The sequence below is a fragment of the Flavobacterium aestivum genome (assembly GCF_026870175.2).
Classification (GTDB): Bacteria; Bacteroidota; Bacteroidia; order Flavobacteriales; family Flavobacteriaceae; genus Flavobacterium; species Flavobacterium aestivum.
In genome coordinates this window covers 3,682,939-3,706,748 of record NZ_CP113977.2, presented here as the reverse complement: position 1 = coordinate 3,706,748, position 23,810 = coordinate 3,682,939, and the positions used below count along the sequence as shown (strand labels likewise).

Below are 23,810 nucleotides of genomic sequence, written 5' to 3'. Positions count from 1 at the left end.
ATAGATTTAATAATTTTAAAGCCCAAATCGTTAAAAGTATTAGCAATATCGTTATAGTTGCTATTTTTTTTACAAATTTTCAGAAGAAAATTTCAATTAACTAAAGGGATAAAAAAAACCTTGAAGGAATTTGTAATTCCCACAAGGTTTAAATATTTACTCTTTTCGAAAAAGAAAAAAGCTGTTTTTATTAGAAAACTAAGTTTTCAACATCATTGTAATGTACTTTTTGTTTTACAGTACCTTTTTCTAAAATGACAAAACTTGGATTGGCTCTTTCGATTGTTTTTAGTGGAATAGCATCACAGAAATAAAAATCAAAAGTTAGTCCGTATTGCTTTTTAATTTTTGCAATCTCCTCTGGAGTCGATGCTGTCATTCCAATTACTTTATATCCTTTCGCAGAAGCTTTTTTATTGATTTGTTCCATTTTGGCAAGACCATCAACATTGGCCAAATTCAAATCATAGGCAACAACCATTAACAATTTAGGCTCTTGAAGTAACTCGTCTTTATAGTCAGACCCGTCTTTTTCCATTACAAAATCATGAATAGGAGGGACGTAACCTTCAGTAATTACCTTGTCTTTTCTGTCTACAAAAGTGGCACCAGCAGGAATATTAGCCAAATCTTTCTCCGTAAATTCTTTGTCAACACCATTTACTTTGTAAATAAAAATCATTTCTACTACAGATTTTGGGGCGCCATCTGGAATTTCCATACCTTTCTGAATATTGTTTCCTACTTTGTAGGCACGAAAATCTTTTAATGGTAAATGATTGATTACCCAATATCCCATAAAACTGCATAGAAAAACGGTTAATACAGCAAGAATATTTTGGATTTTATTTTCAAATAAAGGTTTTACCAATTTCATATTAATAAAGAGAATCAATATAAAAAACAATAAAACAACGTCTTTTGTAAAGGATTGCCAAGGTGTAAGGTGTAAGGCATCTCCAAAACATCCGCAATCTTTTACTACATCAAAATAAGCTGAATAGAAAGTCAGGAATGTAAACTTTATGATTAAAAGTAATAGTAGCCAAATGGTTAATTTTGATTTGAAACCAATGAGCAACATCACTCCTAAAACCACTTCCAGGATTACTATAAATAATGCCATTGCCAAAGAATATGGAACAAAAAATGGCATATTAAATACCGGTTCACTAAAATATTCAGCTAGTTTATAAGAGAATCCCACCGGGTCATTCAGTTTGATTAATCCAGAAATTATAAACAGTACACCAACAAAGATTCGGGAGAATTGAGTAATTATGTTTTTCATTTTTTATGTTTTAAGCAAAGATATAGGGATGCTTTTTTAATTTTGTTAATGAGTTGTTATTTCTTAAATCCCATAAGAATCAAAGCAAAAACAGAATAGTTAATCATATCCTGATAATTGGCATCAATTCCTTCAGACACAATAGTTTTTCCTTTATTGTCTTCTATTTGTTTTACACGAAGTAGTTTTTGCAAGATCAAATCGGTTAATGAACTTACTCGCATATCGCGCCAAGCTTCCCCATAATCATGGTTTTTGTTTTCCATTAATTCTTTGGTCAAAGCGACCTTAGCATCGTATAGTTGAGTTGCTTTTTCGGTATTTAAATCCGGTTGATCTACCACGCCCAATTCCAATTGAATCAATGCCATAATAGAATAATTGATGATACCAATGAATTCGCCAGTTTCATCTTCATTTACTTTACGAATTTCATTCTCTTGTAAACTTCTAATTCTTTGGGCTTTTATGAAAATTTGATCGGTAAGTGACGGAAGTCTCAAAATGCGCCAAGCGCTACCGTAATCTTGCATTTTGTTGATAAATAGTGAGCGACAAAGCGCAATCACGTTATCATATTCTTGTGAAGTATTCTTCATTATTGGTGTATATTTGTATAAAATTGCATCAAAAATAAGAATATTTTTTTTGAATGCAGAATTTTAAGTTTTTAAAACCAAATTGGAATGACTATAAACTGTAAAGGGCAACTTATTGACTTATCGATGCCGAAAGTTATGGGGATTTTGAATGTAACTCCCAACTCTTTTTTTGATGGTGGGAAGTACAATAATGAAGCCGAACTTTTGTCGCGTGTTGAAAAAATGCTAACCGAAGGAGCTGATTTTATTGATGTGGGAGCCTATTCCAGTAAACCTAATGCTGAGTTTGTTTCCGAAGAAGAGGAGATCTCGAGAATTGTTCCAGTTGTCAATTTATTACAAAAGCATTTTCCGGAAATTATATTATCAATAGATACCTTTCGTGCAGAAGTTGCAAAGGTTTGTATAGAAAATGGAGCTGCTATTATCAATGATATTTCGGCAGGAATTTTAGATGATAAAATGCTGGAAACTGTTGCGAAATATAAAGTTCCATACATTATGATGCATATGAAAGGAACACCGCAAACGATGCATACTTTTGCGGAATATAATGACGTAATTAAAGAAATGCTATTTTATTTCTCTGAACGGATTGCTGCTGCAAGATTACTTGGTATAAACGATTTAATTGTGGATCCTGGTTTTGGTTTTGCTAAAACATTGGAACAAAATTATACCGTTATGCAAAAATTAGAATTGTTTCAAATGTTAGAAATGCCATTGTTGGCTGGTATTTCAAGAAAATCAATGATTTATAAAACATTGGGAGTAGATGCCGAAATGGCCTTAAACGGTACTACGGTTTTAAACACGATTGCTCTAACCAAAGGAGCCAAGATTCTTAGGGTTCATGATGTGAAGGAAGCCGTAGAATGTGTTCATTTATTCAATAAAATGAATTTTTAAATAATTAGGAATTAGCTTTGATTTGTATAAAAAGTATTAAAATGATAAAATATTTATTTGGTATTGTAGTATTGTTATGTGTTTCTTGCGGAAATAAGGAAGATGTTTTGTTGCCAAAATCGGATACTACTATTGTAAAAGAAGTGTTTGACCTTTCGCCAATTTATATTTTTTTTAGGGTAAATGGCAAAGATACTTTGGCCGAAGTAAACAGAAAGAACAGTATTATTACCACCAATTGGATTTTGAATATTGACAAACGATTGCCTTTGCGTTTGGTTATTCCTGAAGTGATGAAATTGCAAAAAAGGAAACGCGAAGAAAAAGAACATAGAAATGAGTTGGCACTCAATTATTATTCTTATGCTGATAGTATAGGCAAAAATCTTGCTTTTATTCCTTTTACACAAGTGTATTATAAATTAGAAAAGCCTAAAAAAGGATTAGTTGTGTTTTTCTCCAAAGACGGAAAAATAATAGTAAATAATGAGGTAGTTCCTAAAAAGGATTTGCAAAAATTCATTAATAACGCGAATACTGATTCAAAAGAAATATTATATTGTTTTGATAAAAACAGTAGCTATGGAAGTTATATTCAGAATAAAGTCTTTATTCATTCTGTAGAATTAAAGAACGTGGTTTCTAAAGAGTATGTCTATTGATACTAATTTTTTGCGAATAATATAAAAGCCTGAAATTATAAAAGCCATTCTTTTAAAAGAATGGCTTTGTTATTTTATATAAAGTTAGATTGTTAGCTTGAAGGTGTTAGTAACCACCACCTCCGCCACCTCCGCCACCGCCAGAGGTACCTGTTTTCATAAGAGTTCCACTTATTTCTCCATTAGGGTATGCTGTAGTATGTAAGTTTACATAATAGTGATTGGCCAAAAGTTCTGTCATTTGAGCATCGGTTATGGAGCCAGATACGGTAAATGGAGAAGTTGAGACATTTGTAAAAGGAATTTCAATGCCTCCAGTTGCGTTATGTATATGCCCAGCATTTGGTGTTAGTCCTGTATAATTTACAGTAATTGAAAATGTTTTGGCAGTTTGGTTCAATGTGAGCGCTGCACTACCAGAAGCACTTGATGTAACGCCAGCTGGAGGAGTCAAAGTAGCTGCGAACGTTGTGATAACAGGGGTAGGTGTTGGTGTAGGCGTAGAATTATTATCATCGCTATTGGAACATGATATTCCGATGAAAAACAAGAATAAAATTGCTGAAAAACTGAATATAGATTTCATAATTATATATTTTTAAGATTAGAAAAATGAATAAAAAAAATACAATTATTAAATTTTATTAAGATTTAATAAAGACATAATAAATTTACGTTTTTATTTTTAATCACGAGTGTTTTTATGTGTAAAATATTGATAATAAATAAAATATGTCTTTTTTTAGGATTGCGATAACCCTGTTTTCAAGCGATTTTAAGACTGAAATTGGAGTTTTAAAATTTTGAATAGGGGAAATAGAATTCTATAAAAAAATTACTGATGGTGGTAAGGTTCATTTCTCAAAATAGTAAAACCGCGGTACAATTGCTCAATAAAAAATAAACGCACCATCTGATGGGGAAAAGTCATTAGGGAAAGTGATATTTTACCGTTTGCTTTAGCATAAACGGTATCTGAAAAGCCATATGGGCCACCAATTACGAAAACCAATGTCTTAATACCTGAGTTCATTTTCTTTTGTAATTCAGCTGAAAAGGCTACACTAGAAAAGGTTTTTCCGTTTTCGTCCAATAGGATAAGCTGATCTGTTGGAGTAATTTTTGAAAGTATAAGTTCACCTTCTTTCTCTTTTTGCTGGCTCTCAGATAAGTTTTTTACGTTTTTGATATCGGGAATGATTTCCAAATCAAATTTGATATAAAAAGACAATCGCTTTGTATAATCATCAATTAAAGTTTGTAATGATTTATTATCGGTTTTCCCGATTGCGATAAGTTTGATGTTCATTTTGGTAGGATTTCAGAGCGGCAAAGTTACAAATTTGAATTCTAGAATTGTCTTCAAAATCAACAAACAAAGTAAATTCTTGTAAAATTTATGTTAAAATTTGTATTGTTAATAATTTTAATTAATTCCATATAGTCTATTAATTATATAGAGTTATTGTCAAATGATTAATTTTTTCTGAGAAAAAAGAAAATTTTTTGATTTTAGGGTAGAATAAAAATGATTTTAGCAATAAATGCTTTTTTTGGCGGAATAATGATGAAATAAAATAAAGTTTTTTCTTTTAAAAATAAGCGCTCTGTTTGAGTCTAGAAGTGCTTACTCCTCTGTATTGTAGGTCATTTTTTCTACTTTTGTCAAAAAAAAAAGAAAAATAAAGATTGAATTTATGGATTTTCAAGTTGGTTTAGTTGTTGCAGGTTTAGCTGTAGGTTTTATAGTAGGGATGACAGGAGTAGGTGGAGGTTCTTTGATGACTCCCATTTTATTATGGTTTGGGATTAGTCCCACGACTGCTGTAGGTACCGATTTATTATATGCAGCAATTACTAAAGCTGGCGGAATATATGTTCATAATAAAAAAAAGAATATCAATTGGAGTATAACAGGTTGGCTTTCTCTTGGGAGTATTCCAGCAGCCTTGCTGACATTATGGGTGCTTCATAGTTTGAACACTGATATTACAGCTCTAAATGCTATTATAAAATTTAGTTTAGGGTGGGCATTACTTTTTACATCAGTTGCTATTATATTCAAAAAGAAACTTTTGGTATTTTCGCAAAGACACGCAGGAGATAAATTCCACAGCGAGAGTAAGACCCAAAATCTTCTAACGGTTGCCATTGGGGTTTTGTTGGGAGTGACTGTAACTCTTACTTCTATTGGTGCTGGAGCTTTAGGAACGGTTACACTTTTTTTTCTATACCCTCTTTTGCCTACACCTCGTTTGGTGGGAACTGAAATTGCTCATGCTGTTCCGCTTACACTTGTTGCAGGATTAGGTCATGCTACAATGGGGAATTTAGATTTAGAATTATTAGGACAATTATTGATGGGGTCTCTTCCCGGAATTTATATGGGTAGTATGTTGAGTGGTAAAGTTCCTGATTTATTTCTTAGAAACGCTATTGCAGTAATGTTATTTTTTGTAGGATTCAAGTTGGTTTCTTAAGTGATTTAGGAAAAAAAATATTTTAAGAAAGGCTGTCTTTTATTAGGGAGCCTTTTTTTATGGTTATACATTCAATAGTGTGGGTACAGATTCAAGTCACATAATTAAGAGTAACACCAATAATTTTAATTCTATTCTTCTCGCGCTAATTTTATCTGCGAAAATCTGCGAAATCTGCGTGAAATATGGCACGCAGATTTCGCAGATTTTTTTAATAATCCACTAAAAGATTAGTTTGTTATTCATATAAAAACATCAATTGCTCGGGTCAAGGTGATTTTTTTCTAATTTTGAGAAGCTCACGTAGTTGAGGCTAGAACCTTTTTTATTTTAGAAAGGATAACCAATTGCAATATTAAAAATCAAATTTTCGTTGCGCCAACTTCCGCTTCCAAAATCAATAGAGTCAATTACCCAGCGATTTCCATCAGGTAAATAAGGTTTTCGAATAGGAAAGGCTAAATCAGTCCTGAAGATTAAAACGGATAAATCAAAACGCAATCCAACACCAACACCAACTGCTAATTCATTCATGAAATCTGAGGAGAATTTTGCTCCCGGTTTGTTTGGATTGTCATGTAGCAACCATATATTCCCGGCATCAATAAACGCAGCTCCTTTTATCATTCGGTATAATTTAGTTCTGTATTCTGTATTCAATTCTAATTTTAGATCACCCGATTGGTCTTCGGTATAGCCATCAGTATTAAGTGCTGGATCATAGTAAGTTCCGGGACCTATTGCACGTGCTTTAAACGCCCTAATACTATTTGTTCCTCCTATAAAAAATTGTGAGATATACGGCATTTCATTTGAGTTGCCATAAGCAAAACCTGCTCCAACAATCATTCTGCTGGCGAGTTGGGAATCTTTTCCTAATTTTAAATAATGTTTGAATTCATTTTCTAATCGGACAAATTGGCTAAAAGGAACACCTAATATTTCAACAGTATCTTTCTTTTTTATATTGGCCGAAGTAATTAAACCGGCAAGATTGCCAGAAAGACTGATTGATCCTTTATAATATATCGTATTTCTCTTTTCTTTCTTCATGATATTACTGTAGATATAGGAATAGGTTGGGCCAAAAACCAACTGTTGTTCTACCACATTTTCCAGGGAAGGGTTTTTATCTACTTGTTCCTGATACAGTGCTGTTACATCTTTTGGTCTGGCATAAGTAATTTCGGCGATGTTCAATTGGTGTTCTTTTCGTTCATTCGATTTCCACAAATAGCCAAAAGAAGCTTTCATGGTTTGAAGAGAATACAATTGTGTTCTGTTTTGGTATTCGTATCCTGCAGTTACTTTTGTTTTGGCCATAAATCCATTATAAGGCTTTATTTTAAAAGGAGACAAAATTTTTGGCCATAGCAAATTGGCTTCTGTACCTGCTGTGTATACATTATAACCCGTGTTTTGTCCGGAAACCTGTACTTCAAAACCTCCATAAATTGAGAGATTGAATAATTCGGCTCCTCCAAAGAAATTTCGATTGCTCCAGTTTAAATTCAGCTCAGTACCATTGTAATTGGCCGAATTAGTTTTGGCTAAAAGCTCTAATCGGATTGATTTTTTTGGTAATGGTGTTAAATAATAATAGGCATCTAGATAATTACCAGTAGTATCTGCTGCTACGAATTTGTTTTTTACAAATTTGAAAGCGCCAATGTTCTCTATATTCTTCAGGGATAAATTATGGTCTGTTCTATTGTATAGGTCACCTTTTTTGAAAGTTAAAGCCTGATCGAAAATTTCGGGTTTAAAAAGTTTTTCTGAATCATAAATCGTAAAATCATGGTGTTTTATAACCGAATCATTAGTTGCTTTTGCCGTGTCGGATGCAACTGAGTAATTGGGATAAATAATGATTTTATTTATTCTATATTGTTTTTTTGATATAGCTGGTGCATCATTTTTTACTTTTACAATAAGATCTACCTGATGGTTAGAAACAGTGCTGTCTACCTGTACCTTAAGATAGTCGGGGTCAAAATAATAGTATCCCTCTTCCTTAAGGTTATTGTTAATCCGGATGCGTTCTTCTTTTATTTTATCAAAACTGTATCCTTCATTTACTTTTAGGAAACTTCCCGGAATTGTTGTTTGAATAGCAGTTGTGAGTGCTGAAGTATCTGTTGGGAATTTAACAGTTCTTATAGTGTATTGCTTCCCTGGGTTCTGAGTGTAAATGGCGCTAACCGTTTTTCCTTTATGGATGGTGTCTGCCTTTGTTTTTGAGTTAAAATATCCTTTGTTTTCTGTGTAATTTTGAAGTAAGTCTTTGTTGTGTTTCAAATCGAGTTGACTTACTAAAACCGGTGGTTCTCCTATCTTTGTTTTTAACCAATATTTGAATCCTTTTTCTTTTTTTACTGGTCCAACAACATTATAGATATATAGACTAGGTCTCATGCCCAGTATTACAGTATTGGGTTTTGGGCGTAAGAGTTTTTCTAATTCTGTTTTTAACTGTTTGCTTTCTTTTGTGATGCTATCTTTTCCTTCTATTTTTACTTTAGCACCCGTATAGAGCATTTCTCCTTCCTGTAGATATTTTAGATTGCTACAGGAAGAGATAAACATCAACAGAATAAAGAAATATAATAAAGACGTTTTATTCATCCGTTTTCTTTTTTTGGGCTTTTAGCTTCGTTTTTTTGTCTTTATCTTTTTGAAACAGTTCTTTAAATTTTTTATAATCCATGGTTATGGTAAAACCTACTCCTGTTTCCATAACTTCACCTTGTAGCGCTACTTGGTATTTATTGACACGGTAGGCTTTTAGTTTGTATCTTCCATCTTTTGATAGTTGATAGTCTAATGTTACATCACCAGCGAAGTTATAGTTTTGCTGATTGGCTTGTTGTGGTCCTTCCAGTCCAAAATTACTTCCTACTGTAACCTTAAGCCTGTCATTCAATAATCTTTTTGTAACTCCAACATTTAGATCTGTTTTCTCTTCTCTTTGTCCGCTGGAATATACTTCGGTTGAGTTTAAATTAAAATTAAGTTCAACTCCCTTAATTAGATCCTTGGTTAGATCGTTCATTTGATTGGTAAGAATTTGGCTGGCACTAGATTTTGCCATAGCCGATACTGATGTTCCTCCTGCCTCAGAGCTAAATGGATCTTCGCCAATAAAACGATTCATTACCAGTAATGATAAAACTTGTTTATTCAATTCATTTGGGTCTTGTCTTAACTGAGACAGTCTTTTTTGAGTTAAATTGATGACATCAGATGAAACATTAGTATTTTCTGTTGGAAGAATAATATCAAAAGTAATGTCAGGCTTCATTAATTCGCCTTTTATTATTAATTCGGTTTCAAAAGGGATCTTTTCCTTAAATGTGTTTTTTACTTCATCAGTAGAGTTTATCAATTGATTTTGCAGTAAGTCAATAGGGGCGGTATTTATTTTATATATCGCTGTAATATTGATATCGGCTGATGTTGGCTCGCCATTCCATTGAATATAGCTTCCCTTTTTGATTGCAAATTTTCGTTTAATGGCGCTAAATGTCATTTCATAAGCCCCTTCATTAAATTCTAATTTTCCGGTTAAGCTAGTTTTTCCAGATGGATCTATACCTCCAGCTAAGAGAGCTTTGCCTTTAAATCGGATAAAGTCTCCATTAGATTTGTCTATAATGATAAAAAACTCGGCATCTTTGTCTATTTCTATATTTACTGATGCATCAATCCCTTTTATAGTCGATTTTATTTCGGATTCTTCTGCGGCAACGGTTTTTGCAATTTGTATCTGATCTTGATCGATAAATTCAACAATTCCCTCTCGACTGGCTACCGAAGGATCAGATTGTGGCATTACCATCGTTAGTTTGGTGTCTTTATTTATTTTGATATTTCCTTCTACGATAGGATTATCGATATTTCCTTTTATTTTTAAATGGTTGTCCAAAAATAATTCTCCATAATACAAATCATTGTCTTTGGCTTTAGAATTCATAGCTTTAAAATTATCGGCATCTACAGTTAAATCAAAGCCTAAATTGCTGAAATTTTTACTGTCAATGATTCCGTTAATCACAAGGTCATTGTCTTTCTCATCTTTAATGGTGAAATGATCAAAAGTAATAGCATCGTTTGTAAATTCGATTGTATCATTAATTGATTTAAAATTAGAATTCAAATCCTTTACCTTGAAACCAACATCATTAAATTTTAGTCCCCCAACTATTTTTGGTTGATTTACATCTCCAGAAATTGTAAATGTTCCGTTAAGAAAACCAGTGCTTTCCGTTATATGATTCATAGAAAAGCCTTGAATACTTTTCATGTTTAGCTTTTCAACAATAAGGTTCATGTCAAGGCTATTATCAAGTGTTTTGTAATTGCCCACTAAATCAACTTGATTGCCTTGATCCGTGATCGAAACTTTGGCATCATATTGATTAGCAATTTCATTATTGACTTTTATACTGACGGTACCTAAAGTATCTTTTCTAAAACTAAAATTTTCAATCTTTAAATCGGAGGTAAATACTGGATTTTTCCTTATGTCTTTTAATAAAGCGTTTCCATTAATTTTTCCGCCCATTTGTAGATCGCTTTTTTCGAGCATATTCGAAATAGATTCTATTTCAAAATTTTCAAAATTGATTGACAAAGGTGAATTAGGAGCTTCAGATTCGGATTGTAATTTTAAACGATTCCCATTATTACTCAATTCAAAGTTGTTGGCATAGAGACCATTTTTGTCCAAACGAATTAGATTGTCCGTAGTTACTTTCCACTTCTCATAATTAAGGAGTAGGTTTTCTGGATTCAAACTAATTTCAGAATCGCCTTTTTCTGTTTTTAGTGTTCCTGCAATGGTATATCGGTCTTTATCGTTTAGGTCTTTTAATTGAAAAAGATAATCTACGGTATTGTCTTTTACTTTTCCGGTCAAGGATGTATATGGTAATTTGTAGTTAGGGCTATCGATGTCATCAATATTTAGGTTGTAAACCAAAGCCTTATCCTGAGTGTCCAGTTTTAGAATGACATTGCTGATTGTGTTGTCCTTATAAACTATTCTCGGAATCGTTCCATTTATATTAATGGTATCATTCTCTGAATTATAGAGACCAACGATGGTAAAAGGATCTATACTCTTGAGATCAGGAATAAATTTGGTAACTAAAAGGCTGTTTTTTACGTTAAGTTTGAAATTTAATTTCTGATTTGCAACTCTTTCTTTCGGTATAGATGGAGTTGTGTTGTAATAGTTTGCAACAGAATGTGACAAGGCTGCTGCTAATTTTGAGAGTTGGTAATGACCGTTTATTTCAGCATCCAAAAATGGTGAATATAGTTTTACTTCATTTTTTTTGGCAGATGTTATTGCAGTTACCTGAATTGAATCTATCGTAAAGGATTCTTTTTCATTTTCGATCTGTATGTTAGAAAATATGATTTTACCATTTGGATAATCAATATCGGCAGTTTGAATTTCTGCTACTGTTTGACCTCTTAGTTTTAGTGGCCCTGCATGGAGATTTAATTTCTCTAAATCGGCAATATCCATGTTTAATTTGATGTTCGCTTTTGGGTATTTATCGCCCAATGCGCCGTTACCTTCTATGTCAAAAGTTAAATTTGGGTCTTTTGCATTTGCGATAAAATTAAATTTTCCGTTGTTTATTTTTCCATTTAAATTTAAATTTTGATAGGTGTATTTGTTGAAATATATTTTTTCTACAGATCCATTAAAATTTGAAATGGCAGTTTTCGTGTTCAATCCAACTCCTTTTATATTTGCCTTTAAAGTGACTTTTCCAATAGAATCATTTTTTATTAACTTCCCTAAATCGAAATTGTAAAGTTGAGCCTGAGCATCATATTTCTCCTTATTTTTTCTCGTTTGATCGAAAGACGCTTTGACTTTTGCATTACCTAAACTACTCAATAAATTAAGATTAGTATAGAAATTGGTTAGCGTTCCTTTGAAAGTTCCGTTGACACTTAATTGAGAAGGGAGTACAATAGAATTTGGAATTGTACCTTTTGGAACAAATGAATTGATATCTTTTGAATTCGATTTAAATTCTTTTAATGTTATATCAAAATGCGCTTTTTTCATGTCAGGCAAACCGACAATTTTTCCACTTGCATGAACTTTTGTTTTTCCCAATCCGCTGATTTCTAAATTGGGGATTTCAATATTTTTTAATTTACCCGAAACTTTCCCGTTAATCAATAGAATTGAGTTGGGGTTGCTTTTGAAAGGATTGCTGTTGGCTAAAGTTGGAGCAAAAAGTAATAGGTCTTTAAACCCCAGTCGGCTTTGTTTTAATGATGTTTTTATGTTCAGTTCCCCTGGATTTTCACTAATCGATGCTATGGAAGGATATTCTAAAATAAGTTTGTCTTTGAGTAAAGTATGCGGTGTTTTAAAGTATAAATTTTTAAGAAAGGTAACTTTCTGCCCATAGAAGAAATCGGTTTTAAAAGATTGGATATTCAAACCGCTTTGTTCTTTTGCAGATAATGAAAGTATAGTGACAGCAGTTGATTCCGGTGTATAATTAAATGTTTCAGCACTTAAGTTTACATGTCGTATATTCAAATGGTTGTAATCTATCCCTTTTTGTAACGAAGCTACATTGTCATTATCAAACTTAAAACCAACTTCTTTTATATCTGTTTTGTTTATCCTTACTTCCCAATCATTTGGTGTATTGGCAACTGTAGTTTTTGGAGTTGCTTTTTTTGTGATTTTACCCAAAGCTAAGGAACCTTTAGTGTCACTCAAATCAATTTTTTCTATCGATATGAATTGATTACTAAGATTAATTACATTGAATTTTACAAGAAATTTTTTCATCGAAAGGGAAGAAGTCACCTTCGAATTTTCATCCTTATAATCAATAAGTAGTTTAGACAGATCAATCTCACCCAGTTTTAGTTTCAAATCAGGTGTTGTTGTTTTTGTAGGTGTAGTTTCTTTATTGGTAATTGTTTTTTTGGGTATACCTTGTTTGAATTTTAATTGCAATCCATTTACTGTTATTTTTGGAATTTCAAAGTTCATTTGTTCCAAATCAAAGCTTGTAATATAGGTTCCCAAATGTTTTAAGCCAATGGATAGGTCATTTTGGGCAATTGCATCCGAATATTTTAAACGAATATGATTTAGGTCTATATTCTCCATAGAAAAAACCATCGGTTTACTGTCGTCTTTTGGTTTTTCGCCCGTATCAAATGCTTTGATAATGTAATCAAAATTAAAAACAGAGTTTTTATCTTTTTTTATAGTTGCAGTTGCTTTTTCCAGTTTAACTGAATTAATTTCGATTTTGTTATTTAATAATGGCAATAAACTAATGTCAGCAACTAGTTTTTTGGCAGATAATAAGGTGTCTTTTTTTTGGTCTTCAAGGTAAACGCCAGTGAGAATTACTTCTTTTGTGATTCCAAAGGAAAGAGAGTCAATAGCAACTTTGGTTTTGATTTTATCTTGTAAGTAGCTGACCAATTTTTCTTTAGTGAAATTTTGAACGCTAGGAATATGGACAAGAATTAGCAACAGCAACAACAAAACTATTATAGTAGCTATTGCCCATCTAAAAAAGCTTATAGTTTTTTGTAGGTTCTTGTTCAAAAGTGATTTTTTTAAGGCTTAAAAGTAGCCATTTTGCACCAAAATTGCAAGATTATGTTTGTGCTGAGTAGGAAATGGTTAGGATTTTAGTGTTAAGATTTCTGGAAGTATAAAAGCTGCAATCGATAATTGATAGTGGTTAATGACACACTCAATGCAGTAGCAAAATGTCAGTTTGTCATATTATTTTGCGCCAATTATAAAGGGAACTGACAATTTACTCGGTTTTTTGTATTGGCACAAAGATTGCCTTAGAGTCTTCGAGCCGTTAAAATAAGTATACAATAAAAATTAAATATATTAAAAATGGGTAAAATAATCGGAATTGATTTAGGTACGACGAACTCTTGCGTTTCTGTAATGGAAGGTAATGAAGCAGTAGTAATCCCTAATGCTGAAGGAAAAAGAACTACACCATCTATCATCGCTTTTGTTGAAGGTGGAGAAATTAAAGTGGGAGATCCTGCAAAAAGACAAGCAGTAACTAACCCTACAAAAACGATTGCTTCTGTTAAACGTTTTATGGGACACACTTTTGCTGAAATTACTGAAGAAGCAAAAAGAGTACCTTATTCTGTAGTGAAAGGTGACAACAATACTCCACGTGTGGATATTGACGGTCGTTTATACACTGCTCAAGAATTGTCTGCAATGACACTTCAAAAAATGAAAAAAACTGCTGAAGACTATTTAGGACAAACAGTTACTGAAGCAGTTATCACTGTTCCTGCTTACTTTAATGATGCACAACGTCAAGCTACAAAAGAAGCTGGAGAGATTGCAGGTCTTAAAGTTATGCGTATCATCAACGAGCCTACAGCTGCAGCTTTAGCTTACGGTTTGGATAAAAAAGGAACTGACCAAAAAATTGCTGTTTACGATTTAGGAGGAGGTACATTTGATATCTCTGTACTTGAATTAGGAGACGGTGTATTTGAAGTATTATCTACAGACGGAGATACTCACTTAGGAGGTGATGATTTTGACCACGAAATTATTGACTGGTTGGCAGATGAATTTAAATCTGAAGAAGGTATTGACTTACGTTTAGACCCAATGTCATTGCAACGTTTGAAAGAAGCTGCTGAGAAAGCAAAAATTGAATTGTCTTCTTCTGCTGAAACTGAAATCAACTTACCATACGTAACTGCTACAGCTTCTGGACCAAAGCACTTAGTTAAAAAATTAACTAGAGCTCAATTCGAAAAATTAACTGATTCTTTAGTAAAACGTTCTATGGCACCAGTTGCTAAAGCGTTGAAAAATGCAGGTTTATCTGTTTCTGACATTGACGAAGTTATCTTGGTTGGAGGTTCTACTCGTATCCCAAAAATTGTTGATGAAGTTGAAAAATTCTTCGGTAAAAAAGCATCTAAAGGAGTTAACCCTGATGAAGTTGTTGCGATTGGAGCAGCTATTCAAGGTGGAGTTCTTTCTGGAGATGTAAAAGATGTATTGTTACTTGACGTTACACCTTTATCTTTAGGTATCGAAACTATGGGTGGTGTTATGACTGTTCTTATTGAAGCTAACACAACTATCCCAACTAAAAAATCTCAAGTTTTCTCTACTGCTGCTGATTCTCAACCATCTGTTGAAATCCACGTATTACAAGGAGCTAGAGCAATGGCTGCTGATAACAAAACTATCGGTCGTTTCCACTTAGATGGTATTCCACCTGCACCAAGAGGAGTTCCTCAAATTGAAGTAACTTTTGATATTGATGCTAATGGTATCATCAAAGTTTCTGCAACTGACAAAGGAACTGGTAAATCTCACGATATTCGTATCGAAGCTTCTTCTGGATTGACAGCTGAAGAAATCGAAAGAATGAAAAAAGATGCTGAAGCAAATGCCGATGCTGACAAAATCGCAAAAGAAAGAGCTGAAAAATTGAACGAAGCTGATGGAATGATCTTCCAAACTGAGTCTCAATTGAAAGAACTTGGAGCTAAATTATCAGATGATAATAAAGTTGCTATCGAGTATGCATTGACTGAATTGAGAATGGCTCACCAATCTCAAGACATTCCTGCAATTCAAACCGCTCTTGACAACATTAATGCAGCTTGGAAAACAGCTACTGAAGCAATGTACGCTCAAGGAGAACAAGGTCAACCAGCTGCTGAGCCACAAGCTCAATCAGGTGACAATGTTGAAGACGTTGAATTCGAAGAAGTAAAATAATTATTTCTTGTAGAGACGCGATTTATCGCGTCTCTACTACATAATAAATGAAAACCGAGCCAGAAATAGCTCGGTTTTTTTGTTTTTAGACCTGTCGGGTTTTTAAAACCCGACAGGTCTAAATGAAACATATTATAAATTCAAAGATTTCTCTAAACCAGAAAAATCCTCATTGTGATTGTGAGTGAGTTTGAAGTTTTCTAAATTTTCAAAAAAAGAAATCACTTCATTTCTTTTTAATTTGGTTGACTTGGATGAGACACATGTTAAGTAGGAACTCCAAGGATATTCTATGGGGTGATCGCAGATGCCGTGTTTTACAGGGTTGTAATGAATGTATTTTATAACGTTCTGTAGATAGGTGTCATTATCAATCAATTTTCTTTTGAAAGGTCTCTCAAAAAGTGCTCCGTGTCGGTCATATCCTTTATTTATTGCTTTTGAATATGCGTTGAATAAATTACCAAAAGACTGGTGTGGTGCTATTATTTTCTTTTTCGTGAGCGTGTCTTTGGACTCTTGAAGTATGATTATTTCCTCAATAGTTTTGATTCGCACCAATAAATGGAAATGGTTTTTCATCAAGCACCAAGCATAAGTGTCAGCAATAGGCTCTATATGAGTGTTGTATAAATTTAGGAAATGCTCATAGTTTCGGTTTTCTTTGAAAATAGTTTCGCTATTGTTACCACGGTTATAGATGTGGTAATAATTTCCAAATTCCAAAGGTTCGATTATTTGCATGTTTTTATTCAGAGTTAGTTCTTTTTTAAAACCCAACAGGTTTCAAAAAAGAAACTAAATATATTTAATTTTTTTGTAATATTACTTTACAAATTATTTTATGAGAAAGATTAAATACAAGAATGGAAAACGATTGCAACCTTATAATCTCGAATATACTGGTTTACACAGAAACAAAGAGATTGAAATGCAATTGTTTGTTTATGATGATAAAACTGTTGATGAATATGAGAGTGCTTCAATCGTTAAATTGAAAAAGCTTATTGACTTAAGCAGAATAAATTGGTTAAATATTCATGGATTGAGCGATGTAGATTTACTAAAAGAAGTGGCTAGCCATTTTGATATTGATAATTTTATGTTGGCAGATATTCTAAATACCAGCAAAAGAACAAAACTCGAAGAGGAAAAGGATGTTTTGTTTTTTAACATAAAATCGATGTTGCCAGCAGAAAACTCAGATGATATAAGGGTTGAGCAAATTAGTTTCTTGTTGAAAAAGGGGATTTTAATTTCATTTCAAGAAAAAAGAAGTGATTTCTTTACTCATATACGCGAACGTATTCGAACCAATTCTGGTATCGTACGAAACAAGAAAGCAGATTATTTATTGTATATTTTACTAGATGCCATTATTGGTAATTTTTACATAACTCTGGCAAGTGAAGAAGATAGAATTGAGGATTTGATAGACCTTACCAAGAATAGCGCAGATCCTATCATATTAGAAAAAATTGAGAAGCATAGGGATAATTTTAATTTCTTGAAGCGTTCTATAATTCCGCTTCGGGATTCTTTATACGATATAAAAAGTATAAAAGAGGATGATGTGTTTAATGAAATCGAATCTGAAAATTTTAGTTTTTTTAGCCGTTTGCATCAAAAATGTTTAGAGCTTTTAGAACAAATAGAATCAGATATGGGGTCTTTGGAGAGTGCGTCTAATTTCTTTTTTGCAGCGCAAACGCATAAGATGAATGAAATTATGAAAACGCTGACTATTATCTCGGTTATATTTATTCCGCTTACTTTTATCGTGGGCGTGTATGGGATGAATTTTGATAATATGCCTGAATTAAGATATACTAATGGATATTTTACAGTGATGGTTTTTATGTTTTTTGTAGTAATTGCAATGGTCTTTTATTTTAAAAGAAGAAGATGGTTTTAATTTAATGGAAACATAAAAGAGGAAGTTTGTTTTTTAAACTGATTTAAGTCATATTTAAAAAATAATTAAGAGGTTATTTTTGTATAGAGTGATTAATTACTAATTGTATTAAAAATAGTAGGCATGAAATGAACATGAGACTAAATTGGTAATAAGCACGAACAATAATATGCGTCTCAAGCAATAGTGAACAGACAAAGCAATTACTTATAACAGATAAAAGAACAGTAAATACCAACATATGAATAAAGCTATATATATTGCAACTATCGATGAAAATTGTGGTAAAACAATAATTACTCTGGGTTTAATGAGAACACTTTTGGGGAAAACTGCCAAAGTGGGGTATTTTAGACCAATAATAGAGGATGTAGAAGAAGGAAAAAAGGATACCCATATTGATATGGTTATTTCACATTTTGGTCTGGATATTCAGTATGAAGATGCTTATGCTATTACAAAAAGTAAGTTAATCAAGAAAAAAAATAAAGGTAAACTAGGAGAGGTAGTCGATCTAATTATTGAAAAATTCAAAAAATTAGAAGAGCGCTTTGATTTTGTTTTGGTAGAAGGAACCAGTTTTTCAGGAGAAGGAACCGTTATCGAATTGGATATTAATGTGCTTATTGCCAAAAATCTTGGAATACCTACCATAATTCTGGGTTCAGGAGTTGGGAAAACCTTAGATGAATTAATAGACAGTTTAAGTTTAGCATATAATTCATTTAAATTAAAAGAGGTAGAAGTATTGGCAGTAATAGCCAATAAAGTACAGCCCGAAAATTTAGAATTGGTAACGAATGGATTGAAGAAAAATTTACCGGAATCAATTCTTATCAATTCCATCCCTTTAATCAGTAGTTTAAATAATCCAACAATTCAGGAAATTGTTGAAGCATTAGATGCTAAAATATTATTTGGGAATGAATATTTAAACAATCAAATAGGAAGCTATAGCATTGGAGCAATGCAATTATGCAACTATTTGCTACATCTAAAAGAAAATGGTCTTATTATCACTCCGGGAGATCGTGCAGATATTATACTAGGGGCATTGCAAGCTAATGAATCGGCTAATTATCCTTCGGTGTCGGGTATTGTATTAACTGGGAACATAACCCCAGAAGATAGTATCTTAAAATTAATAGAAGGACTTTCTTCGGTAGTGCCAATCATTACTGTAGAAGGAGGAACCTATCATATTGCAAATACAATTGGCAGCATAAAGTCAAAAATATATGCTGGGAATTTGCAAAAAATAGAGACATCAATAAATACTTTCGATAAATATGTTGATTTAGATGCATTAACAAATAAATTTAATGCTTTTGAAGCAGAAGGAATGACTCCTAAAATGTTTCAATATAACTTAGTAAAAAGAGCAAAGCAGCACCGAAAACATATTGTTTTACCGGAAGGCAGTGACGAAAGAATTATCATAGCTGCAGCTCGCTTGCAAGCAATGGATGTAGTTGATATTTCTATTATTGGAAATAAAAAACAAATCGAAAGCAAAGTAGCCGAATTAGGCTTAGATTTTGATTTTTCTAAAGTGCCAATTATAAACCCAATAGATTCAGAGAATTATGCTGATTACGTGAATACTTATTATGAATTACGCAAAGCCAAAAATGTAACTCTGGGTATGGCCAAAGACCTAATGGAAGATGTGTCATATTTTGGAACCATGATGGTATACAAAGGACATGCTGACGGAATGGTTTCGGGAGCTGCACACACTACTCAACATACCATTTTGCCTGCATTGCAATTCATTAAAACCAAACCTAATTGCTCAGTTGTGTCATCAGTATTTTTTATGTGTTTAGAAGACAGGGTTTCTGTTTTCGGGGATTGCGCCATTAATCCTAATCCAACTGCAGAACAGTTAGCGGAAATTGCGATATCATCAGCAGATTCAAGTTTGGCTTTTGGAATAGAACCAAAAGTAGCCATGCTTTCCTATTCTTCCGGTTCATCAGGAAAAGGAGATGAAGTAGATAAAGTAAGGGCTGCAACCGAAATAGTAAAGCAAAAACGTCCTAATCTTAAAATTGAAGGTCCTATACAATATGACGCAGCAGTTGATTTAGAAGTAGGACAAAGTAAAATGCCAAATTCTGAGGTGGCAGGTCACGCCAGTGTATTGATTTTCCCTGATTTAAATACTGGAAATAACACCTATAAGGCAGTTCAAAGAGAAACAGGAGCATTGGCTATTGGACCAATGTTGCAAGGTTTAAACAAACCGGTAAATGACTTAAGCCGCGGCTGTACTATAGATGATATAATTAACACAGTCGTGATTACGGCAATTCAAGCACAGGGATTGTAAAAAAAAGTTGCTAAGATACAAAGATACAAAGGTTCTAAGTTACTAAGATTCTAAGCGGCTAAGATGCTAAGATACTTAGAGTCTCAGAACCTCAGAACTTTGCCAAAAAAATAAATAAAAATTGTTAAGATTCTAAGCGGCTAAGATACTTAGAGTCTCAGGACCTTAGTTTCTTAGTTCCTCTGAACCTTACTAAAAAAAATATATAAATGAAAATAGTAATTATAAACTCGGGAAGTTCATCTATAAAATATCAATTGATTGATATGCCAGCTAATGAAGTAATTTGTAGTGGTATGATTGATAGAATTGGTCTGGAGGTTTCAAACTTAAGTTATGTAACCCAGTCGGCTAAAATAGAAGAATCATTACCGATTGCCAATCATAAAATTGGTCTGAAAAAAATTGCCCAATTGTTAATGGACGAGAAAATAGGTGTAATCAAAAGTACCAAAGAAATAGAGGCTGTAGGACATCGTGTAGTACACGGCGGTAGTGCTTTTTCTGATACAGTTGTAATTAATGAAGCTGTAAAAGCAAAAATAAAGCAACTCATAGAATTAGCGCCATTACATAATCCAGCCAATTTAGAAGGTATAATTGTAGCCGAAGAAATTTTTTCTGATGCCAAACAGATAGCTGTTTTTGATACTGCTTTTCATCAAACAATCCCAGTTGTAGCCCATAAATATGCAGTGCCTAATTTTCTTTTGACAGAGAATAAAGTGCGTGTTTATGGTTTTCACGGAACCAGTCATAAATATGTCTCGGAAAATGCCATTCAATTTTTAAAAGATAATAAATACACAAATACTTCAAAGATTATCACCATACATTTGGGTAACGGTTGTAGTATGACAGCTGTCAAAGACGGGAAAAGTATCGACCATACTCTAGGGTTTGCACCTATGAACGGATTGATTATGGGAACCCGTTCTGGAGATGTTGATCAATCAGTTATTTTTTATCTTGTTAAAGCATTAGGATATACAGTAGATGAAGTAAACACAATGTTACAAAAACAAAGCGGAATGCTAGGTCTTACAGGATTTAGTGATTTAAGGGATATAGAATCTAATGCCGAAAAAGGAAATGCCGATTGCGAATTGGCTTTGGCTATGAACGCTTACCGTATTAAGAAATTTATAGGATCGTATGCGGCTGTGTTGAATGGTATTGATGCTATTGTTTTTACAGCAGGAATAGGTGAAAACTCATCATATATAAGGAAATTGGTGTGCACTGATATGGATTATTTTGGCTTAGAGTTGGATCATGCTAAAAACGAAATACGCTCGAAAGAAATGAGGGAAATAAATACTCCAAATTCAAGAACTAAGATTTTGGTAATTCCAACCAATGAAGAAATAGAGATCGCAAATCAGGTTTATAACTTGATATTGAATTAAAATTCAATATTATAAAAAAAGAGCTCCTTGAATAGGAGCTTTTTTTATGTAGTTATTGAGCATATTTGTTTAGAAATAATGAGTATTGGCGGTTTTGTTAAGTTAATTCTTTCAATTTTAAATAACTTTTTATAACTACATGGTTGTAGTAGTTTTTAGAAAAAAATAGGAGTGAATAAATATTTATATTTGAGAAATTAACAAAATAACCAAAATGAAATATTTATTATCTATTTTTTTAACTATTGTAACAGGATTACTCCAAGCACAAAGCGTACAATCACCTTCCGGTAAAATTGTGGTCGATTTTAAATTATTGACAAACGGAAAACCATCTTATTCGGTAAATTATAATGGCAAACCCGTTATTCTGGAAAGTACATTAGGGATAAAACTCAAAGAAAAACCGGCCCTTGATGCAAATTTCGAAATTCAGACTTCAAAAGCAGATACATTCAATGAATCTTGGAAACCAGTTTTAGGTCAAAAAGCATCAATCCTAAATCAATATAACGAGCTTACAGTTTCTTTAAAACAAAAGGAAACAAATGTGAAAATGAATATCATTTTTAAAGTATACGATGAAGGAGTAGCTTTTAGATATGATTTTCCAAAACAAGAAAACCTGAATTATTTCATTATATCAGATGAAGAATCACAGTTTAATTTGTCTGACAATTACAAAGCATTCTGGATTCCAGGTGATTTTGACAGTAATGAGTATGCGTATAATGAAACCAAAATTTCTGAAATAGATAATTCTAAACTGGACTTAAATAACGGAATCGGAGTAAAATCAATTCCCGGTAAATATTCAGTACAGTCACCATTGATGATGAAATCGCCAACAGGCATATATGTCAATATTTTTGAAGCAGCAGTAGTCAATTATCCAGTAATGCACTTGAATGTAGATAATGCTAACTTCAAATTATCGTCATTATTGGTACCTAATGCAATAGGAGACAAAGCTTATTTGCAAACGCCTTGTGTATCACCTTGGAGAACAATTATGATTAGTGATGATGCAAGAGATATTGTAGGTTCGCAAATGATTTTAAACTTAAACGAACCTTGTAAGCTTGATGATGTCTCATATATAAAACCAACGAAATATGTTGGAATCTGGTGGGAAATGCACGTAGGGAAATCTACTTGGGATTTAAGCGGTACACAAGATGCTTCCCAAAAGGGAGCAGGTAAAAAACCGCATGGAGCAACCACAGAGAATACCAAAAGATACATTGATTTTGCTGCAAAAAACGGATTTGATGGTGTCTTAGTCGAAGGATGGAATGTAGGTTGGGAAGATTGGTTTGGTAATTGGAAAGAAGAAGTTTTTGATTTTACAACTCCTTATCCAGATTTTGATATTGCAGCAATTTCGGCTTACGCTAAAGAAAAAAACGTAAAAATGATTATGCATCATGAAACATCAGGATCAGTGGCTAATTACGAACGTCATTTGGATCGAGCTTTCAATCTGATGAAGAAGTATGATTATCCAGCTGTAAAGTCGGGTTATGTTGGAAAAATTATTCCACGAGGTGAGTTTCATGACGGACAAACAATGGTGAATCATTATAATTATGTGGCAAGACGAGCTGCTGATTATAAAATCATGATCAATTCACATGAATCGTCACGACCAACAGGTTACAGCCGCACCTATCCAAACTATATTGCAGCCGAAGCCGCTCGTGGAAATGAATTTAATGCTTGGAGTGTAGGGAATCCGCCAAGTCACGAAACCATTTTACCGTTTACCAGACTTCTTGGAGGACCAATGGATTATACCCCTGGAATCTTTGAAATCAAAATGAGCTATTATGACAACAGTAAAAAAGAACAGATACATACTACATTAGCAAAACAATTGGCATTGTATGTGACCATGTATTCACCTTTGCAAATGGCAGCAGATCTACCTGAAAATTATGAAAAATATGCAGATGCTTTTCAATTTATAAAAGATGTAGCGCTAGATTGGGATGACACTAAAATTCTGGAAGCAGAACCTGGAGATTATTTGACCATAGCCAGAAAAACCAAAGGTAAGGAAACATGGTTTCTAGGCGCGATTACAGATGAAAATGGCAGAAAATCTGAAATAAAATTAGATTTTCTTACCAAAGGACAAAAGTATAAAGCCATTATTTATGAAGATGCCAAAGATGCCGATTGGAAAAATAACCCAATAGCCTATAAAATAAAAACAGTTGAGGTAAGCAGTAAATCAAAAATAAACTTGGTATTGGCTCCAGGCGGAGGAACAGCCATTAGTCTTGAACCGATTAAATAATAAAATTAATTAAATTCTGAATGTGTTAAAAAAGCAGGATTTTTTTTAAAAAATTTAACTTTGATTTTATTCTAAAATGCCGAAATTGCAGCTCCAATTAATCAAA

Annotated in this window: 15 protein-coding genes; 8 read left to right on the top strand and 7 right to left on the bottom strand. The window is 32.9% G+C overall.

Translation table 11 applies throughout. The features are described 5' to 3' along the window. Positions 1–190: 190 nt before the first annotated feature. Together OZP08_RS15980 and OZP08_RS15975 are read right to left on the bottom strand one after the other, a co-directional pair. On the bottom strand, positions 191–1,291 hold the full coding sequence (locus OZP08_RS15980; RefSeq protein ID WP_268847074.1) for a BT_3928 family protein: 1,101 nt from the start codon (positions 1,289–1,291) through the stop codon (positions 191–193). 56 nt (positions 1,292–1,347) lie between these two features. Next, entirely contained in the window at positions 1,348–1,890 is a 543-nt protein-coding gene (locus tag OZP08_RS15975) for a DUF1599 domain-containing protein (protein ID WP_268847073.1), read from the bottom strand. 87 nt (positions 1,891–1,977) lie between these two features. On the opposite strand from OZP08_RS15975, the gene folP reads away from it, so the two are divergent. Continuing rightward, the gene (gene folP / locus OZP08_RS15970; RefSeq protein WP_268847072.1) at positions 1,978–2,802 is read left to right on the top strand and encodes a dihydropteroate synthase; all 825 of its coding nucleotides are present in this window, start codon (positions 1,978–1,980) and stop codon (positions 2,800–2,802) included. A gap of 41 nt (positions 2,803–2,843) precedes the next feature. Further along, positions 2,844–3,464, top strand: coding sequence for a hypothetical protein (locus OZP08_RS15965; protein WP_281322307.1), 621 nt, complete (start codon positions 2,844–2,846; stop codon positions 3,462–3,464). Between the two features lie 106 nt (positions 3,465–3,570). On the opposite strand, the gene OZP08_RS15960 is transcribed toward OZP08_RS15965, so the two are convergent. Beyond that, complete coding sequence (locus OZP08_RS15960) at positions 3,571–4,050, bottom strand: CHRD domain-containing protein (RefSeq protein ID WP_268847068.1); 480 nt, start codon at positions 4,048–4,050, stop codon at positions 3,571–3,573. A gap of 249 nt (positions 4,051–4,299) precedes the next feature. Continuing rightward, positions 4,300–4,773, bottom strand: coding sequence for a 23S rRNA (pseudouridine(1915)-N(3))-methyltransferase RlmH (gene rlmH, locus OZP08_RS15955; RefSeq protein WP_268847067.1), 474 nt, complete (start codon positions 4,771–4,773; stop codon positions 4,300–4,302). A gap of 388 nt (positions 4,774–5,161) precedes the next feature. Here rlmH and OZP08_RS15950 point away from each other — a divergent pair, with 388 nt between their 5' ends. Next, positions 5,162–5,944, top strand: a complete 783-nt coding sequence (locus tag OZP08_RS15950) for a sulfite exporter TauE/SafE family protein (RefSeq protein WP_281322306.1) — start codon at positions 5,162–5,164, stop codon at positions 5,942–5,944. Between the two features lie 330 nt (positions 5,945–6,274). On the opposite strand, the gene tamL is transcribed toward OZP08_RS15950, so the two are convergent. Next, entirely contained in the window at positions 6,275–8,569 is a 2,295-nt protein-coding gene (gene tamL, locus OZP08_RS15945; protein ID WP_281322305.1) for a translocation and assembly module lipoprotein TamL, read from the bottom strand. Further along, a complete protein-coding gene (locus OZP08_RS15940) occupies positions 8,562–13,556 on the bottom strand; it encodes a translocation/assembly module TamB domain-containing protein (RefSeq protein ID WP_281322304.1) in 4,995 nt (1,664 codons plus the stop codon). Before OZP08_RS15940 ends, tamL begins: the two co-directional genes overlap by 8 nt. 306 nt (positions 13,557–13,862) lie before the next feature. Between OZP08_RS15940 and dnaK the strand changes: the two genes are divergently transcribed. Continuing rightward, positions 13,863–15,743, top strand: a complete 1,881-nt coding sequence (dnaK, locus tag OZP08_RS15935) for a molecular chaperone DnaK (RefSeq protein WP_268847060.1) — start codon at positions 13,863–13,865, stop codon at positions 15,741–15,743. Positions 15,744–15,875: 132 nt separating this feature from the next. On the opposite strand, the gene OZP08_RS15930 is transcribed toward dnaK, so the two are convergent. Continuing rightward, a complete protein-coding gene (locus tag OZP08_RS15930; protein ID WP_268847059.1) occupies positions 15,876–16,487 on the bottom strand; it encodes a transposase in 612 nt (203 codons plus the stop codon). 100 nt (positions 16,488–16,587) lie between these two features. Between OZP08_RS15930 and corA the strand changes: the two genes are divergently transcribed. The 4 genes from corA to OZP08_RS15910 all read left to right on the top strand — a co-directional run bounded on the left by corA (position 16,588) and on the right by OZP08_RS15910 (position 23,704). Then, positions 16,588–17,658: a magnesium/cobalt transporter CorA gene (gene corA / locus OZP08_RS15925; RefSeq protein WP_281322303.1), complete on the top strand. Its 1,071-nt coding sequence runs from the start codon at positions 16,588–16,590 to the stop codon at positions 17,656–17,658. A gap of 241 nt (positions 17,659–17,899) precedes the next feature. Next, positions 17,900–19,993 carry a phosphate acetyltransferase gene (gene pta, locus OZP08_RS15920; RefSeq protein ID WP_281322302.1) on the top strand — a complete coding sequence of 698 codons (2,094 nt, stop codon included), beginning with the start codon at positions 17,900–17,902 and terminating at the stop codon, positions 19,991–19,993. A gap of 209 nt (positions 19,994–20,202) precedes the next feature. Continuing rightward, entirely contained in the window at positions 20,203–21,402 is a 1,200-nt protein-coding gene (locus OZP08_RS15915) for an acetate/propionate family kinase (protein ID WP_268847058.1), read from the top strand. A 214-nt stretch (positions 21,403–21,616) separates the two neighbouring features. After that, positions 21,617–23,704, top strand: a complete 2,088-nt coding sequence (locus OZP08_RS15910; RefSeq protein WP_268847057.1) for a glycoside hydrolase family 97 protein — start codon at positions 21,617–21,619, stop codon at positions 23,702–23,704. Positions 23,705–23,810 lie beyond the last annotated feature (106 nt).

Bases quoted from the DNA above. Each gene is read 5' to 3' on its own strand.
- OZP08_RS15980 (WP_268847074.1), bottom strand. From the start codon at position 1,291: ATGAAAAACATAATTACTCAATTCTCCCGAATCTTTGTTGGTGTACTG.
- OZP08_RS15975 (WP_268847073.1), bottom strand. From the start codon at position 1,890: ATGAAGAATACTTCACAAGAATATGATAACGTGATTGCGCTTTGTCGC.
- folP (WP_268847072.1), top strand. From the start codon at position 1,978: ATGACTATAAACTGTAAAGGGCAACTTATTGACTTATCGATGCCGAAA.
- OZP08_RS15965 (WP_281322307.1), top strand. From the start codon at position 2,844: ATGATAAAATATTTATTTGGTATTGTAGTATTGTTATGTGTTTCTTGC.
- OZP08_RS15960 (WP_268847068.1), bottom strand. From the start codon at position 4,050: ATGAAATCTATATTCAGTTTTTCAGCAATTTTATTCTTGTTTTTCATC.
- rlmH (WP_268847067.1), bottom strand. From the start codon at position 4,773: ATGAACATCAAACTTATCGCAATCGGGAAAACCGATAATAAATCATTA.
- OZP08_RS15950 (WP_281322306.1), top strand. From the start codon at position 5,162: ATGGATTTTCAAGTTGGTTTAGTTGTTGCAGGTTTAGCTGTAGGTTTT.
- tamL (WP_281322305.1), bottom strand. From the start codon at position 8,569: ATGAATAAAACGTCTTTATTATATTTCTTTATTCTGTTGATGTTTATC.
- dnaK (WP_268847060.1), top strand. From the start codon at position 13,863: ATGGGTAAAATAATCGGAATTGATTTAGGTACGACGAACTCTTGCGTT.
- OZP08_RS15930 (WP_268847059.1), bottom strand. From the start codon at position 16,487: ATGCAAATAATCGAACCTTTGGAATTTGGAAATTATTACCACATCTAT.
- corA (WP_281322303.1), top strand. From the start codon at position 16,588: ATGAGAAAGATTAAATACAAGAATGGAAAACGATTGCAACCTTATAAT.
- pta (WP_281322302.1), top strand. From the start codon at position 17,900: ATGAATAAAGCTATATATATTGCAACTATCGATGAAAATTGTGGTAAA.
- OZP08_RS15915 (WP_268847058.1), top strand. From the start codon at position 20,203: ATGAAAATAGTAATTATAAACTCGGGAAGTTCATCTATAAAATATCAA.
- OZP08_RS15910 (WP_268847057.1), top strand. From the start codon at position 21,617: ATGAAATATTTATTATCTATTTTTTTAACTATTGTAACAGGATTACTC.